This window comes from Streptomyces sp. 8N114 (genome assembly GCF_052245835.1).
In the GTDB taxonomy this organism is placed as follows: domain Bacteria; phylum Actinomycetota; class Actinomycetes; order Streptomycetales; family Streptomycetaceae; genus Streptomyces.
Genome location: NZ_JBQQBT010000002.1, coordinates 509,355 through 522,908 on the forward strand (window position 1 = coordinate 509,355; position 13,554 = coordinate 522,908).

A 13,554-nucleotide genomic window follows, 5' to 3' on the forward strand; every position below is an offset into this window, starting at 1 on the left:
GCACATGGGCAGCCCCGCGACCGAAGCCGGCTTCACCGCCATCAGCGAGCCCGAGGGCGACACCGGCGCCCACGAGGCACGCGCGGCGCGCGAAGTGGCCCCCGGCGTACGGGTCATCGAGTTCGCCGACACCAAGAAGGTCGTCAAACTGTGGGGCCAGGAGCGCTGGCTGCACGAGGAGGAGCCGGACGGCCCGTACGGCTTCAAGTTCATCCGCATCAAGGCGGGCCACCGCACCTCCCTCCAGTACCACGAGCACAAGCGGGAGAGCTACTTCATCCTGGAGGGCGAGGCGGTGATGCACTACCGCGAGACCCGCGACGGGGAGACGCTGCAGCTGCCGATGCCCGCCGGGACGCTGGCGCATGTGGACCCCGGTGCCGTGCACCGGGTGGAGGGCGTCACCGACATCGTGCTGGTCGAGGTCTCCACCTACGACGACGGCTCGGACAACGTCCGGCTGGAGGACGACTACGGGCGCGGTGACGGCCGAATCGCCGACGAGCACGACGAGCACGACGACCGCGGCGAGCGCTGATGGGCGGCTTCACCGTTCCCAAGTACCGCTACCCCGCCCAGTTCGAGGGCGGCGAGCGGGAACTGCTGGCCCGGATCGAGGGGCTGCTGCTGCGCGGCGGCTATGTGCTGGGCCAGGAGGTCGCCGAGTTCGAGGAGCGGCTGGCCGGCTACCTGGGCGCCGCGCACACCGTCGGCGTCAACTCCGGTACGGACGCGCTGATCCTCGCCCTCGACGCGCTCGGGATCGGCCCGGGCGACGAGGTCGTCACCGTCGCCAACTCCTTCCACGCCACCGCGCAGGCCGTCGCCCGGCGCGGCGCCACCCCGGTGTACGTGGACTGCCGCGACGACGACTTCCTGATGGACCTCGACCAGCTTCCGGCCGCGTTCACCGAGCGCACCCGCGCCGTCATCCTCGTCCATATGTTCGGCAAGGCGGCGGACGTGCCCCGCGCCCGGCGCCTCGCAGCCGACGCCGGAGTCCCCCTCATCGAGGACTGCGCCCAGGCGATCGGCGCGCGCAGCCACGGCGTACGCGTCGGAACCGCCTCCGCCGCCGGCTGCTGGAGCTTCGCGCCGTCGAAGAACCTGGCCGCTGCCGGGGACGCCGGAGCGATCAGCGTCCAGGACGACGAGCTGGCCGAACGGCTGCGGCTGCTGCGGCACTTCGGGCAACTGCAGCAGAACCGGCACGAGATCCTCGGCTACAACTCCCGCCTCGACACACTCCAGGCCCTCGTCCTGCTGCACAAGCTCGACCGGCTCGACTCCTGGAACGCCCGCCGCGCCGAGGTGGCCGCCACCTACCGCGAGCGGCTGGCCGGGCTCCCGCTGCGCTTCCAGCAGCCCGGCGAGGACGGCGAGCACGTCTACCACCTCTTCCAGGTCCGCACCGAGACCGAACAGGCCCGCGACGGGCTGCTGGAGCATCTGATCGCCTCCGGCATCGACGCCGTCGTCCGCTATCCCGTGCCGCTGCCGCACCAGCCGGCGCTCGCCGGACCCGCCGCACAGCGCCACGCCTGCCCGGTCGCGGAGGAGCTGTCCCGGCAGACCCTCTGCCTGCCCATCCGGCCCGACCTCGAAGCCCAGGAGATCAGCCATGTGTGCGACGCGGTCACCGGCTACTTCGCCGGTCGGGCGAGCTGAGGGCGGCAGCAGATGAGTCAGACAGCGGGACCCCGGACGAGAGGGACGGCCGGCTGATGGAGACCCGCGTCCGCACGGCCGCCGACGACGCCGAGTTCGAGGGCTACCTCGCCCAGACCCGGCACGCCTTCGGCAAGGTGCCCTACGACCACGCCACCCTGCGCGCCCACGGCGTCACGGCGGTGGCCGTCCGCGGAGCCGAAGTGCTGGGCGGCGGACTCTTCCTGCCGTTCGCCCAGCACTTCGGCGGGCGCGCGGTGCCCTCCGGCGGCGTGGCCTGGCTCGCCGTCGCACCCTGGGAACGCGGCGCCGGACTCGCCCGCCGCCTCACCGAGGAGGGCACCGACCGGCTGCGTCACGAGCACGGTGCGGCGGTGGCCTGCGCCTGGACCCCGGCGCCCGGAATGTACCGGCGATGGGGCTGGGAGGCCGCAGCGGTCGCCTCCAGTTATGCCCTCACTCCCGCCGAACTCCCCGCGCCCGCCGCCCCCGACTTCGAGACGGTCCTGCCGGACGAGGCGGCCTGCACCCAGCTGCGGCGGCGGCTCGCTCCCGGCTGGAACGGGCCCTTGCGCAGACCCGCCTGGTGGCACGGCTGGAAACAGCGGGTAACGCAGGGCGCTTTGACCCTCGGCGTCCGCCGCGACGGGGCCCCGGACGGGGCAGACCGGGGAGACCTGGCCGGATATGCGACCGTCACCGTCGAGCCGCACCAGCCCTGGGGCGTGGCCGCCGTCGTCCACGACTTCTGGCACGACGGGCTGGACGCGCTGCCCGCGCTGCTGGCGGCCGTCAGCGCCCGCTCGCCCCAGGTGCGGGAGATCCGTTTCCGCCGCTCCGTACTGCCCCGGCCCAGCGCCCTCCAGTGGGCGCTGGACCAGTACGCGGTGCGCGAGGACGGCTGGTACCCATGGGTGCTGCGGCTGCTCGACGTACGCCGCGCCCTGGAGGCCCGCGGCTGGGACCCGCAGCCGCGCGGAGGCGTCGGGCTCGAAGTCGTCTCCCCGGAGGGCAAGAGCGCCCCGTACGCGCTCACCTTCGAGGAGGGCCTGATGCACGCCCAGCGCGGCAGCCACCCCTCGGCCCGCACCGTGCGGCTGCCCTCCGCGACGCTGGCCGCCTGGTACGCGGGCGGTCTGCCGCTGCGCCAGGCAGCGCGGCTGGGCATGGCAGAGGGCGACGGACGCGATCTCGCCCTGCTGGACGCGCTCGCCGCGGGCCCCACGCCCTGGCTGCCCGAGAGCTTCTGACGTGACAGCCCACCACTTCACCGTGACCGCCCCCCACCCCACGACCGAGGACGCGTGATGCCGGTGCCGGAGCCCACCACGCTGCTCGTCATAGCCAAGGAGCCCCGCGCGGGCCGCGCCAAGACCCGCCTCGCGCCCGCCTTCACCCCGCACGGGGCCGCCGCGCTCGCCGCTGCCGCGCTCACCGACACCCTGCGCGCCGTGCTGGCAACGCCCGCGCGCCGCCGCATCCTGGTGCTGGACGGCAGCCCCGGGCCCTGGCTCCCCGCTCCCGAAGAGGGCGGCGACCGCTTCGAGATCGTGCCGCAGGCGGACGGCGGTCTGGACGAGCGGCTGGCCGCGGCGTTCGCACTGTGCGAAGGGCCCGCGCTGCTCGTCGGCATGGACACCCCGCAACTCACTCCCGCGTTACTCGCGCCCGCGACCCGGCCGGACGCCTGGCAGCACCACGACGCCTGCTTCGGCCCCGCCGCCGACGGCGGCTTCTGGGCGCTGGGCCTGGCCGCACCCGATCCCGCACTGCTGCGCGGAGTCCCCATGTCCACCGCCACCACCGGCGCGGTGCAGCGTGCCCGGCTCCTCGACGCCGGGCTGCGCGTATGCGACCTGCCGCAACTGCGGGACGTGGACGAGCCGGCCGACGCGGACGCGGTAGCCGCCGAGGCCCCCGAGAGCCTCTTCGCCGCCGAACACGCCCGGCTGCGGCGGCTGTTGGGCTCCGGCCACGCGATGACCGGGCCCGCCGTCCGGAGCACGCCAGGAGTGGGGGAGACGTGAGAGGGCGGACGGGCGCTGACAGCGGCTCCTGGACCGAGGACCCCTACTCCGAGGCGCTCGACCTCGGCTGCGGCCCGCTCTATCTCCGCGCCCACGACGGCTGGTCGCTCACCCTCGACGTGGAGCGCTGGTGCGCCGTCGCCGACGCGGCCGACATGACCGTCCTCGACCGCTGCCAGGGCACCGTGCTCGACATCGGCTGCGGGCCGGGCCGCCTCGTGGCCGCGCTGGGCGAGTACGGACACCCCTCGCTCGGCATCGACATCAACGCCGCGGCCGTCTCCCGCACCGTACTGCGCGGCGGCCGCGCCCTGCGCCGCTCCGTCTTCGACCCCCTGCCCCCGCCCAGCACCTGGGACACCGCGCTCCTCGTCGACGGCAACGTCGGTATCGGCGGCGACCCCGCGCTGCTGCTGCGCCGCGTCGCCCATCTGGTGCGCCCCGGCGGCCTGCTGCTGGTGGAGGTCGCGGGAGAGGACGTGGACGAGCGGCTCCAGGTATGGATGGAGAACGGCCGTGGGACGACGGGCACTCCGTTCCCGTGGGCCCGCCTCGGCATTGCGGCCTTGCATCGCATTGCCCGTGCGACGGGTTGGTCCCCGGAGGACACCTGGTCCAAGGACACGCGTGACTTCACAGCACTGCGCCGCGATTGAGCTGAGGGATTCTGTGTAGCGCTCCGCACCGGGGTGCTCCCTGCGCCCTGGGGGTACCCCCTGCTCGAAGAGCTTGGGGGAGCAGACTGCCCAAGCGAAGCAGGGCGCCCCGAAGGGGCGCGGGGAACTGCGCGACCAGCCAGGACAGACCCGCAGCCCGCGCGCTTCGGGCAGGGGCACCCCCTACCCGGAACGACGGAGGGAAGAGCATGCGCTTCGGGGTCAATTACACGCCCAGCCGGGGATGGTTCCATCACTGGCTGGACTTCGACCTGGACGAGGTGCGCGCCGATCTCGATTCGGTGGCCGCGCTGGGACTCGACCACATCCGCGTCTTCCCGCTGTGGCCGCTCTTCCAGCCGAACCGCACACTGATCCGGCCGAAGGCCGTATCGCAGCTGGTCGCGCTGGTGGACGCGGCGGGGGAGCGCGGGCTGGATGTGAACGTGGACGGGCTGCAGGGGCATCTGTCCAGCTTCGACTTCCTGCCGTCGTGGGTGACGACGTGGCACCGCCGCAATCTGTTCACCGACCCGGAGGTCATGGAGGCACAGGCGGCGTATCTGCGTACGCTCGCCGAAGCACTGTGCGGCAGGCCGAACTTCCTCGGTATGACGCTGGGGAACGAGGTCAACCAGTTCGCGGACCGACCGCACCCTGACCCGCACCAGGTCACACCGTCCCAAGTGGGGGAGTGGCTGAAGCGGATGCTCGCGGCGTGCGAGGAGGGCGCGCCCGGCCGAACGCATCTGCACGCGGGTGATGACGCCACCTGGTATCTGTCCGGGCACCCCTTCACGCCCGGTCACGCGGCGAACCTGGGCGCCATGACGGCCGTCCACTCGTGGGTGTTCAACGGTACGGCGCAGCGGCACGGGGCCACCGGCACGGCGACCGAGCAGCACGCCGCGTATCTGATCGAGCTCTCCAAGGCATGGGCCGAGGACCCGGAGCGGCCCGTATGGCTCCAGGAGGTGGGCGCACCCGCCCCGCACATTCCGGCGTCCGGGGCGGCGGCGTTCCTGGAGGCGACCACGCGTGCCGCACTGGACTGCACCCGGTTGTGGGGCATCACCTGGTGGTGCTCGCACGACGTGGACCGCGCGCTTGCCGACTTCCCCGAGCTGGAGTACGGCCTGGGCCTGCTCACCAACGACCGCACACCCAAGCCCGCCGCACAAGCGCTGGCCCGGATCGTGGCCGAGTGGCGCGGGCGGGCGCACCGGCCGCAGCGGCGTACGACGGCCCTCGTGCTGGGGAGCGGCGGAAGGGGCGGACCGGACCCGCAGCGCACGGCTTGCGCACCCGGCGGCGACTTCTTCGAGGCGTGGGCAGCGCTGGCCGCCGAGGGGGTGCGCCCCGCCGTCGTCCGTGCCGCCCACGCCGAGGATCCCGCCCGACTGGCGGCCCGCGGTATCACCGAGACCGTGCACCCTCACGAGGTGCCGCGCCCGCGCCGTGTCATGATCCAGGGGTGACCGGAGGCGGAGGCAGCGCAGCACCGCCCGCACCGCGCCCCTCGCGAAAGGACACCCGTTGAAGGGGAACTGGCCCGGTGGCACGATGCGTGCCGCCCGCATCACCGGCATCTCCAAGACCGACCTGGCCACCGTCCCGGTGCCCGAACCGGAGCCGGGCACCGTCCTGGTGCGTACCCGGCACGTGGGGATCTGCGGCACCGATCTGGAGATCCTGCACGGTACGTCGGCGTTCCTCCAGGACGGCCGTATCACCTTCCCCCACGTCTTCGGCCACGAGTGGTACGGCGAGGTGGCCGCGTACGCCGACGATCCTCCGGCGGACGCCCCGGCGGTCGGTTCACTCGTCGTCGGCCGCACGATGGTGCCGTGCGGTCACTGCGCCCAGTGCCACGCGGGGCGCGCCCAGATGTGCACCGCGCTGCGCGAGACCGGGCTGTACGGGCTGCAGGGCGGCGCCGCCGACTACGTACGGGTGCCCACGCACGCCCTCACCCCGCTGCCCGCGGGGCTGCCCGAGCCGGCGGGCGCGCTGATCGAACCGGCCGTCTCGGTGGTGGAGGCGTTCGAGCGGGCGCGGCTGCGGTTCGACGACCAGGTGGCCGTCATCGGTACCGGCACCATGGGCCTGCTCGCGGTGCAGTTCGCGCACCGGCACGCCGCCAAGGTGCATGCGATCGGCATCGACCGCGCCGGACTCGACCTGGCACTGCAGTGCGGGGCCGACGCTGCCCTTCACGCCGACGAGGCGCCGCAGAACGCCTACTCGCTGGTCGTGGAGGCGTCCGGCGCGGCTTCGGCCTTCACCGGGGCGCTCGCGATGACCGAGCGCGGCGGACGTGTGGCGCTGGTGGGGGTCGCCAGGGAGCCCGTCTCCTTCGTGCCCGGCGAACTCTCCCTCCAAGGCGTGGACGTGCTCGGCATCCAGCACGGCATCTCCCACTACGACCGCACGGTGGCGCTCTTCGAGCGGGGCATCCTGGATGCGGGCCCGCTCGTCGCCGAGGTCTTGCCCGCCGACTCCGCGGAGTCCGTGAGTGCGGCCTTCGCACTGCTGGAACAGGGCAGAAGCGGACCGCCGAAGGTCCTGTTGACCTTCGGCGGCTGATGTCGCTCGCTGATGTCCGCTCACCGTGCGCTCAGTGCGCCGAGCGGGACGCCCCGGTGAACAGCCGGGCAACCGCCCGGAAGGGCAGCGTGACGACTGTGGCGATGGCGCCGCCTATTGCACGCAGCACATCGGCGATGGCGCGGAGCATGGTGTCCTCCTTGCCGTGAGGCGGTCTGTGTCCGCCTCACGGGTGGCCGCCACCGGCCGGAACCAAACCCCCTCACCACAGCGTCGCCCCGCCACTCCCTCCCAGCGGTGCGAGAGCGCCACGCTCGAAGTCCAGCAGGTGCCGCTTACGTTCGATACCGCCGCCGTACCCGGTCAGCTGCCCGGTGGACCCGATGACCCGATGGCAGGGGACGACGATGCTGATCGGGTTCCGCCCGTTGGCCAGCCCGACCGCCCGCGCGGCCCCCGGCCGCCCGATCCGCTCGGCGAGCTGCCCGTAAGAGAGCGTCTCGCCGTACGGGATGTCGCACAGCGCTTCCCATACGGTGCGCTGAAAGTCGGTCCCCCGCGGCGCGAGCGGCAACGTGAACTCCGTACGTTCCCCCGCGAAGTACTCCCCCAACTGCTCCGCCGCCTGCCCGAAGACCTTCGCGTCCGGATCCCGTTCGCCGAACGTCTCCTCCGCCGGCCGGTGCCGCTGTTGCTCCATGTAGACCGCGGCCAGCGCCCCGTCCGTGGCGACGAGAGTCAGCGGGCCGACGGGGCTGTCGATAACGGTGTGCGTGCGGTGCATAGCGCGTCCCTTCTCCGTTCCGCCCTCCAGTCTCCTCGCTCCCGCCACCCCTGACCGGCGGAAAAACGACATCGGGGTCCGCCGCGCAGGGGGACGCGCCGCGCCCCGTCAGGAGCGCGGGGCACCCCTCACCGGAGAGCGGCGGGGCGCTCACCCGCCCCAGCGAGCCCTCGCAGCGGTGACCCGCTCGCGGTACTCCGCGTAGCCGCGCTCGTAGCGGTCGAGATCGGCGTCGTCCGGCTGCACCAGCCGGTACCCGGCGTGCCACCGCTCCTCGTCGACGGGGTCGCCCAGCGCGGCGCGGGCCACGACGGCCGCGCCCTTGGCCCCGACCTCCGTCTCGGCCGGTACTCGCACCGGGCGGCCGAGGATGCCGGCGAAGGCCCGCATCCAGCCCTGGGAGCGGGTGCCGCCGCCGCACGCTGCCAGTGTCCGGGACAGGCCGGCGGTCTCCAGGCAGTGCCGGGCCGCGTAGCCGACCGCCTCGCACATGGCACGCACCAGGTCGGCACGGTCGTGCGCCAACGACATGCCCTCGAACGAGGCCCGTGCGGCGGGCGCGACGAACGGCGCACGCTCGCCCGCCTCGGACAGGAACGGCAGCGCCGCCACCCCGCGGGCTCCGGCCGGGCTCTTGTCCAGCAGCGCCTCCAGGTCGTCGGTGGAGGCGCCGACCACGCCGAGCGCCCAGTCGATCCCGGCCGTACCGACCATCGCGGGCATGGCGCGCAGCCAGCGGTCGGTCTCCGGGGTGCACAGCCACATTCCGGCCGGTTCGCCTTCCGGGTCGCGGTCCGTGCGGTCGGTGAGCACCTGGCAGGCCAGCGTCGTGCCCACCGTCAGCAGTCCGTCACCGGTCTCCCGTACGCCGCTGCCGATGGCGCAGGCGGGCAGATCGTAGGGCCCGGAGGTGACCGGCAGTCCGGCGGGCAGGCCGAGCAGCGCGGCTCCCTCCTGGCCGAGGGACAGGACGGCGCGCGGTGCGGCAGGGGCCGGCAGCAGGTGGGCCAGGTCTGCCACGCCGCAGGCGGCCAACGCGGCGGGGGAGTAGCCGCGGGTGGCCGGGTCGAGGAAGGGCAGGGTGGCGTCGGAGGCGTCCACGCTGACCGTGCCGGTCAGCCGCTGCGCTATGGCGTCGACGCAGTATCCGGCGACCGCCGCACGCTCCAGTGTCTCGGGCTCGTGCTCGCGCAGCCAGGCCAGCAGGGGCGCGTGACAGCCGGGGAACATACCCGAGCCGGTGTGCCGGAAGACCTCGCCCACGGTGCCGTCCCGCTGCCAGCGGCCGACCAGCGACGCCGCGCGGCCGTCCATCCAGGAGATCATGCGCCGTACCGGCCGGCCCTCCGCGTCGCGCAGCCACAGCCCGTCGCCCTGCCCGGTCAGAGCGAGTGCGGCCGGGGGCGCGGGCAGAGCGGCGCCGACTTCCCTGACCACCTCGGCGACGCCGGCCAGCACCTCTTCCAGGTCCTGTTCGACGACGCCACCGGGCTCGTGCAGCAGCGTGGAGCGGCGTGCCGCGGCGTGCAGCCGGTTGCCGTCGCGATCGAAGGCGACGGCCTTGGTGACGGAGGTGCCGATATCGACACCGATGATCGCCCCAGCGGTTTCAGTCATGGCCGTTCGCCTTCCAGTCCCGGCAGTTCGCACTGCTCTCCACATCGAGATTGTTATATTTATAGCGCCCCACGTGAAGAAGCCCAATGGGCTGGGAGTGTGCGCCGCGCCGCACCCGCCCGCCGCACCGAAGTCCTGGAGGACGTATGACCGCCCGGCTCCTGCTCGTACGCCACGGCCAGACCGTCTGGCACACGGAGAACCGCTACGCCGGGATCTCCGACATCGCGCTGACCGACACGGGCCGGCAGCAGGCCGAGCAGCTGGCGGAGTGGGCCGTGGCGCGGTCCCGGCAGCAGCCCATCGGCGCCGTCGTCAGCTCGCCGCTGGAGCGCGCGCGGCGCACGGCCGAGCCCGCGGCCCGGGCGCTCGGAGTGGTGCCCGGCGTGCACGAGGGGCTGTGTGAGGCCGACTTCGGCTGGGGCGAGGGCCGCACCATCGGAGAGATGACCGCCGACGACCCGGAGTTGGTGCGCGCCTTCCTCCAGGACGCGGAGACCGGGGCCTTCCCCGGCTCCGAGCCTCCCACCGCGGTCGCGCCGCGGGTGTGCGGGGCGCTGCGCGAGGTGGCGGCGGCGCACGAGGGGCGGACGGTGCTGGTGGTCGCGCACAACACCGCCTTCCGTATCGCCCTGTGCGCGATGCTCGGCATCCCCGTGGGCCGGTATCGGCTCGTCCTGCCCCGGCTCGACAACGCCGCGGTCACCGAGATCGAGGTGGTCGGCGACCGTACGGCGCTGCGGTCGCTGAACGTACCGACGGGCACCGGCAGGGCTGCCGCCGGCCAGGCGCCGCTCGCGGCTCCCACGGCCGCCGGCTGAGCAGGGGAGGCGCCGTGACGAACCCGGGTAGGCCGGCCGGCCCAGCGCGCTCGCAGGAGAGCCGCAGACAGCGCATGGCCGAGCACGTCGTCCAGCACGGGACGGTGACCGTCAGCTGGCTCGCCGAGACGATGGGCGTCAGCGTGATGACCGTCCACCGCGATCTTGACGCGCTGGCCAGACGCGGTGTGCTGCGGCGCTTCCGGGGCGGCGTCTCCGCGCTGCCCACCAGCGTCTTCGAGAGCAATCTCGACTACCGGCTGGGCGTCCATGTGGCACAGAAGGAAGCCGTGGCGCAGGCCGCCGCCGAGCTGGTCGAGCCCGGTATGTCGGTGATGCTGGACGACTCCACCTCCGTGCTGGCGCTTGCTGCGCTGCTGCGCGAGAAGACGCCGCTGACCGTACTGACCAATGCGCGCCGGGTGCTGGAGGTTTTCGCCGGGTGCGAGGAGATCCGGCTCATCGCACTGGGTGGGGAGTACTCCCACACCCATGACTCCTTCCTCGGCGTCCCCTGTGTGGAGGCCATCGAGTCGATGTCCGTGGACCTGGTGCTGGTGAGCACCTCCGCGATGAACGGGCACATGACCTTCCACCAGGAGCAGGACGTGGTGCTCGTCAAGCGCGCCATGCTCGCCTCCGGGGCGCGTACGGCGCTGCTGATGGACCACTCCAAGGTCGCCCGTACCGCGTTGCACCGGCTGTGCCCGGTGGCCGACTTCGACCACGTCGTGGTGGACGACGGGGTGCCCGGCGAGCTGCTGACCGAGCTGCGCGAGCACACCGACGTCCGGGTCGCGCCGGTGAGCGGCTGACCGGCCCTCACACGCGGCGATATCACACAGAGCGTGTGAAATTAACACTCCTACTGAAAGGGATGCCATGCACAGCCCAGCCCCGGCGCCCGGAGATCCGCACTTCACTTCCGCCGTCGCCACCCCGCTCGTCGCCGGGATCGACGTCGCCACGGCCGCCGTCCGCGTCGTCTGCCTGGACGCCCGCGGCACGGTGTACGCCGAGGGCCGGGCCGCGCTGCCGCAGCCGGTCCGCGACGGCGGCGGCAGCAGCGAGCAGGACGCCACCCGCTGGTGGCCCGCCGCGGCCGAGGCGCTGCGCCAGGCCACCGCGGCGCTGCCGGCCCGCGGCGCCGAAGTGACCGCCGTCGCCGTCTCCGCCACTTCCGGCACTCTCGTACTCGCCGACGGGGACGGGCGGCCACTCGGCCCCGCGCTGATGTACGACGACCGCAGGGCCGCGGACCTCAACGCCGAAGCACAGCGCCGGGGTTCGTCCCGGTGGCAGGCGCTCGGCCTCACCGTCGGGCCGACCGCAGCGCTGGGCCGGGCTGCCTGGTACGCCCGGCACGCCGCCGACCACCCCGGCGCCGCGCGGCTCGTCCACACCCCCGACCTGCTCGGCCGCCACCTCACCGGGGAACCCGTCGCCACCGACTGGAGCCACGCCCTCAAGACCGGCTACGACCCGCGCGCCGGCGAGTGGCCCGGCGAGGTCCTCGACGCGCTCGGCCTCCCGGCGCACTGGCTGCCCCCCGTGCAGCCGCCGGGGACCTCCGTCGGCACCGTCTGCGCCGAGGCGGCGGCCGAGACGGGACTGCCGGTGGGCTGCGACGTACGGCTCGGCATGACGGACGGCTGCGCCGGCCAGCTCGCCACCGGCGCGGTGGCACCCGGCCAGTTCGTAGGAATCCTCGGCACCACCTACGTCCTCAAGGGCGTCACCCGCGACCTGGTCACCGACCCGGCCGGCGCCCTCTACAGCCATCGGCACCCGGACGGCTGGTGGCTGCCGGGCGGCGCCTCCAACACCGGCGGCGAAGCCCTCGCCCACCGCGCCGTCGAACGGCTGCTCGCGCTCGACGAGTCAGCCGCCGCGCGCGGCCCCGCGTCCTGCGTCAGCTATCCGCTGCGCCGCGAGGGCGAACGCTTCCCGTTCGTGGCCGGCGCGGCCCGCGGCTTCACCCTCGGCACCCCGGCCGACGACGCCGACCGGCACCGCGCGGACCTGGAGGGTGTCGCCTTCCTCGAACGGCTCGCCCTGGAACGGGTCGCGGCGCTCGGCGTACCCGTCGACGCTCCGCTGTACGCGGCGGGCGGCGGCAGCCGCAGCCCGCTGTGGACCCGTATCCGCGCCACCGTGCTCGGCGTGCCCCTGCGGGTGGCCGACCGCGCGGAAACCGCCTTCGGCGCCGCGCTGCTGGCCGCGTCCGGAACCCTCCATCCCTCGCTGGAGCAGGCCGCCGCCGCCATGACGGGTGAGGGCCGCCTGATCGAACCGGTGCCGGAGGAGAAGGCAGCGCTGGACGACTCCTACGCCCGCTTCACGGAAGAGCTGGCCTCGCGGGGGTGGGTGTAGCTTCGCCCCGGCTCTCAGAACGGGTACCAGCGGACCGTCGGGTCCGACTCGCGCAGTGAGGCAACCCGCCGCAGGAACTCCGCGCGCGCGGCTGGGTTGCCCGGCGCGTGCTGTGACACCCACGCGCAGCTCGCGGTCTCGCGCGCTCCCCGGAGCACCGCGCAACCCTCCCATTCGCGCACGTCCCAGCCATAGGTGGCGCAGAACGCCTCGTACTCCGCCTCCGGCAGCCCGTAGCGGTCATGGCTGAGCGCCATCACGACCAGGTCGTGCTCGCGCAGGTCCGAGGAGAACGTCTCCAGGTCCACCAGCAGTGGCCCCTGCGGGGTGACGTGGACGTTGCGGGGCAGCGCGTCCCCGTGCACCGGACCGGGCCGCAGATGCGGGACGAGGCCGGGCAGCGCGGCGAGGATGTCGTCCCGGCGCGCCCTCAGGAAGGCCGCGTCCTCGCGCGGCACCGCGTCCCCGGCCAGCCGCAGCCACCGCTCCACCCCGCCCAGCAGTTCCCGCGCGGGCAGCGGGAACGGCGGCTCGGGCAACGAGTGGACCAGCCGCAGCAGACCGGCCAGGTCCGCGGCGCCCGCGGGACGCACCGCGGCGGGCAGCCGCTGCCAGAAGGTGACCGGGTGGTCTCCCACCAGCTGGGCCTCCGGTTCGGCTGCCCGGACCGCGGGTACGCCCTCGCTCTCCAGCCAGGTCGCCACCCGCAGCTCGTGCTCGGCGCGCGTCAGCAGCTGTGGGTCGCGGCCGACCCGCACCACGGTCCCGTCCAGCCCGAAGACGGCGTTCTCGCCGAGCGACAGCAGCTCCGCCGTACCGCCGGGGCCGCCCGTCGCAGCGGCCAGCACCTCCCGCGCCAGATCCTCGGTGAATGCCACGCTGGTCGCCATCGCCTGTGCTCTCCCTGCTCTCGGTCGATCTGTCACCAGGCTGTCAGGGTGCCCCGGCCGTCGTTGCCCAGCCCTGCCCCGAATGCGGCGTATCTCTCATCTCGGCGACGCAACCGCTGTACTTCCCGAGTGGTCTGCATCATTGCAAGTTCGGTGAAAACGGGCAGTTGG

The 13,554-nt window shown here is 73.6% G+C and carries 14 protein-coding genes; 10 read left to right on the top strand and 4 right to left on the bottom strand.

What is annotated here, in order from left to right; all coding sequences use genetic code 11:
* The first annotated feature begins 4 nt into the window (after positions 1–4).
* The 7 genes from ACTWQF_RS07725 (at position 5) to ACTWQF_RS07755 (ending at position 6,937) form a co-directional block, all read left to right on the top strand.
* Positions 5–538, top strand: coding sequence for a cupin domain-containing protein (locus tag ACTWQF_RS07725; protein WP_443278372.1), 534 nt, complete (start codon positions 5–7; stop codon positions 536–538).
* A complete protein-coding gene (locus tag ACTWQF_RS07730; RefSeq protein ID WP_443278374.1) occupies positions 538–1,668 on the top strand; it encodes a DegT/DnrJ/EryC1/StrS family aminotransferase in 1,131 nt (376 codons plus the stop codon). Before ACTWQF_RS07725 ends, ACTWQF_RS07730 begins: the two co-directional genes overlap by 1 nt.
* A 56-nt stretch (positions 1,669–1,724) precedes the next feature.
* Positions 1,725–2,918, top strand: a complete 1,194-nt coding sequence (locus ACTWQF_RS07735; protein ID WP_443278376.1) for a GNAT family N-acetyltransferase — start codon at positions 1,725–1,727, stop codon at positions 2,916–2,918.
* Between the two features lie 57 nt (positions 2,919–2,975).
* Complete coding sequence (locus ACTWQF_RS07740) at positions 2,976–3,695, top strand: TIGR04282 family arsenosugar biosynthesis glycosyltransferase (protein ID WP_443278378.1); 720 nt, start codon at positions 2,976–2,978, stop codon at positions 3,693–3,695.
* Positions 3,692–4,351, top strand: coding sequence for a class I SAM-dependent methyltransferase (locus ACTWQF_RS07745; protein ID WP_443278380.1), 660 nt, complete (start codon positions 3,692–3,694; stop codon positions 4,349–4,351). The genes ACTWQF_RS07740 and ACTWQF_RS07745 overlap by 4 nt, the downstream gene beginning before the upstream one ends.
* 209 nt (positions 4,352–4,560) lie before the next feature.
* Positions 4,561–5,829, top strand: coding sequence for a glycoside hydrolase 5 family protein (locus ACTWQF_RS07750; protein ID WP_443278382.1), 1,269 nt, complete (start codon positions 4,561–4,563; stop codon positions 5,827–5,829).
* Between the two features lie 58 nt (positions 5,830–5,887).
* Entirely contained in the window at positions 5,888–6,937 is a 1,050-nt protein-coding gene (locus tag ACTWQF_RS07755) for a zinc-dependent alcohol dehydrogenase (protein WP_443278383.1), read from the top strand.
* 31 nt (positions 6,938–6,968) lie between these two features.
* On the opposite strand, the gene ACTWQF_RS07760 is transcribed toward ACTWQF_RS07755, so the two are convergent.
* The 3 genes from ACTWQF_RS07760 to ACTWQF_RS07770 all read right to left on the bottom strand — a co-directional run bounded on the left by ACTWQF_RS07760 (position 6,969) and on the right by ACTWQF_RS07770 (position 9,299).
* Positions 6,969–7,088: an LPFR motif small protein gene (locus ACTWQF_RS07760; protein WP_443249465.1), complete on the bottom strand. Its 120-nt coding sequence runs from the start codon at positions 7,086–7,088 to the stop codon at positions 6,969–6,971.
* Between the two features lie 72 nt (positions 7,089–7,160).
* Positions 7,161–7,682 carry a methylated-DNA--[protein]-cysteine S-methyltransferase gene (locus ACTWQF_RS07765; protein ID WP_443278385.1) on the bottom strand — a complete coding sequence of 174 codons (522 nt, stop codon included), beginning with the start codon at positions 7,680–7,682 and terminating at the stop codon, positions 7,161–7,163.
* A 150-nt stretch (positions 7,683–7,832) separates the two neighbouring features.
* Positions 7,833–9,299 carry an FGGY family carbohydrate kinase gene (locus ACTWQF_RS07770; protein ID WP_443278387.1) on the bottom strand — a complete coding sequence of 489 codons (1,467 nt, stop codon included), beginning with the start codon at positions 9,297–9,299 and terminating at the stop codon, positions 7,833–7,835.
* A 146-nt stretch (positions 9,300–9,445) separates the two neighbouring features.
* On the opposite strand from ACTWQF_RS07770, the gene ACTWQF_RS07775 reads away from it, so the two are divergent.
* The 3 genes from ACTWQF_RS07775 (at position 9,446) to ACTWQF_RS07785 (ending at position 12,493) form a co-directional block, all read left to right on the top strand.
* Positions 9,446–10,120: a histidine phosphatase family protein gene (locus tag ACTWQF_RS07775; RefSeq protein WP_443278389.1), complete on the top strand. Its 675-nt coding sequence runs from the start codon at positions 9,446–9,448 to the stop codon at positions 10,118–10,120.
* 74 nt (positions 10,121–10,194) lie between these two features.
* Positions 10,195–10,935, top strand: coding sequence for a DeoR/GlpR family DNA-binding transcription regulator (locus ACTWQF_RS07780; RefSeq protein WP_443278492.1), 741 nt, complete (start codon positions 10,195–10,197; stop codon positions 10,933–10,935).
* 67 nt (positions 10,936–11,002) lie between these two features.
* Positions 11,003–12,493 carry an FGGY-family carbohydrate kinase gene (locus tag ACTWQF_RS07785; protein WP_443278390.1) on the top strand — a complete coding sequence of 497 codons (1,491 nt, stop codon included), beginning with the start codon at positions 11,003–11,005 and terminating at the stop codon, positions 12,491–12,493.
* 14 nt (positions 12,494–12,507) lie between these two features.
* Here ACTWQF_RS07785 and ACTWQF_RS07790 read toward each other — a convergent pair whose 3' ends face one another.
* Entirely contained in the window at positions 12,508–13,383 is an 876-nt protein-coding gene (locus ACTWQF_RS07790; protein WP_443278392.1) for an aminoglycoside phosphotransferase family protein, read from the bottom strand.
* Positions 13,384–13,554 lie beyond the last annotated feature (171 nt).

Excerpts from the sequence above, each read along its gene's own strand:
- ACTWQF_RS07725 (WP_443278372.1), top strand. The coding sequence starts at position 5 with ATGGGCAGCCCCGCGACCGAAGCCGGCTTCACCGCCATCAGCGAGCCC.
- ACTWQF_RS07730 (WP_443278374.1), top strand. The coding sequence starts at position 538 with ATGGGCGGCTTCACCGTTCCCAAGTACCGCTACCCCGCCCAGTTCGAG.
- ACTWQF_RS07735 (WP_443278376.1), top strand. The coding sequence starts at position 1,725 with ATGGAGACCCGCGTCCGCACGGCCGCCGACGACGCCGAGTTCGAGGGC.
- ACTWQF_RS07740 (WP_443278378.1), top strand. The coding sequence starts at position 2,976 with ATGCCGGTGCCGGAGCCCACCACGCTGCTCGTCATAGCCAAGGAGCCC.
- ACTWQF_RS07750 (WP_443278382.1), top strand. The coding sequence starts at position 4,561 with ATGCGCTTCGGGGTCAATTACACGCCCAGCCGGGGATGGTTCCATCAC.
- ACTWQF_RS07760 (WP_443249465.1), bottom strand. The coding sequence starts at position 7,088 with ATGCTCCGCGCCATCGCCGATGTGCTGCGTGCAATAGGCGGCGCCATC.
- ACTWQF_RS07765 (WP_443278385.1), bottom strand. The coding sequence starts at position 7,682 with ATGCACCGCACGCACACCGTTATCGACAGCCCCGTCGGCCCGCTGACT.
- ACTWQF_RS07770 (WP_443278387.1), bottom strand. The coding sequence starts at position 9,299 with ATGACTGAAACCGCTGGGGCGATCATCGGTGTCGATATCGGCACCTCC.
- ACTWQF_RS07775 (WP_443278389.1), top strand. The coding sequence starts at position 9,446 with ATGACCGCCCGGCTCCTGCTCGTACGCCACGGCCAGACCGTCTGGCAC.
- ACTWQF_RS07780 (WP_443278492.1), top strand. The coding sequence starts at position 10,195 with ATGGCCGAGCACGTCGTCCAGCACGGGACGGTGACCGTCAGCTGGCTC.
- ACTWQF_RS07785 (WP_443278390.1), top strand. The coding sequence starts at position 11,003 with ATGCACAGCCCAGCCCCGGCGCCCGGAGATCCGCACTTCACTTCCGCC.
- ACTWQF_RS07790 (WP_443278392.1), bottom strand. The coding sequence starts at position 13,383 with ATGGCGACCAGCGTGGCATTCACCGAGGATCTGGCGCGGGAGGTGCTG.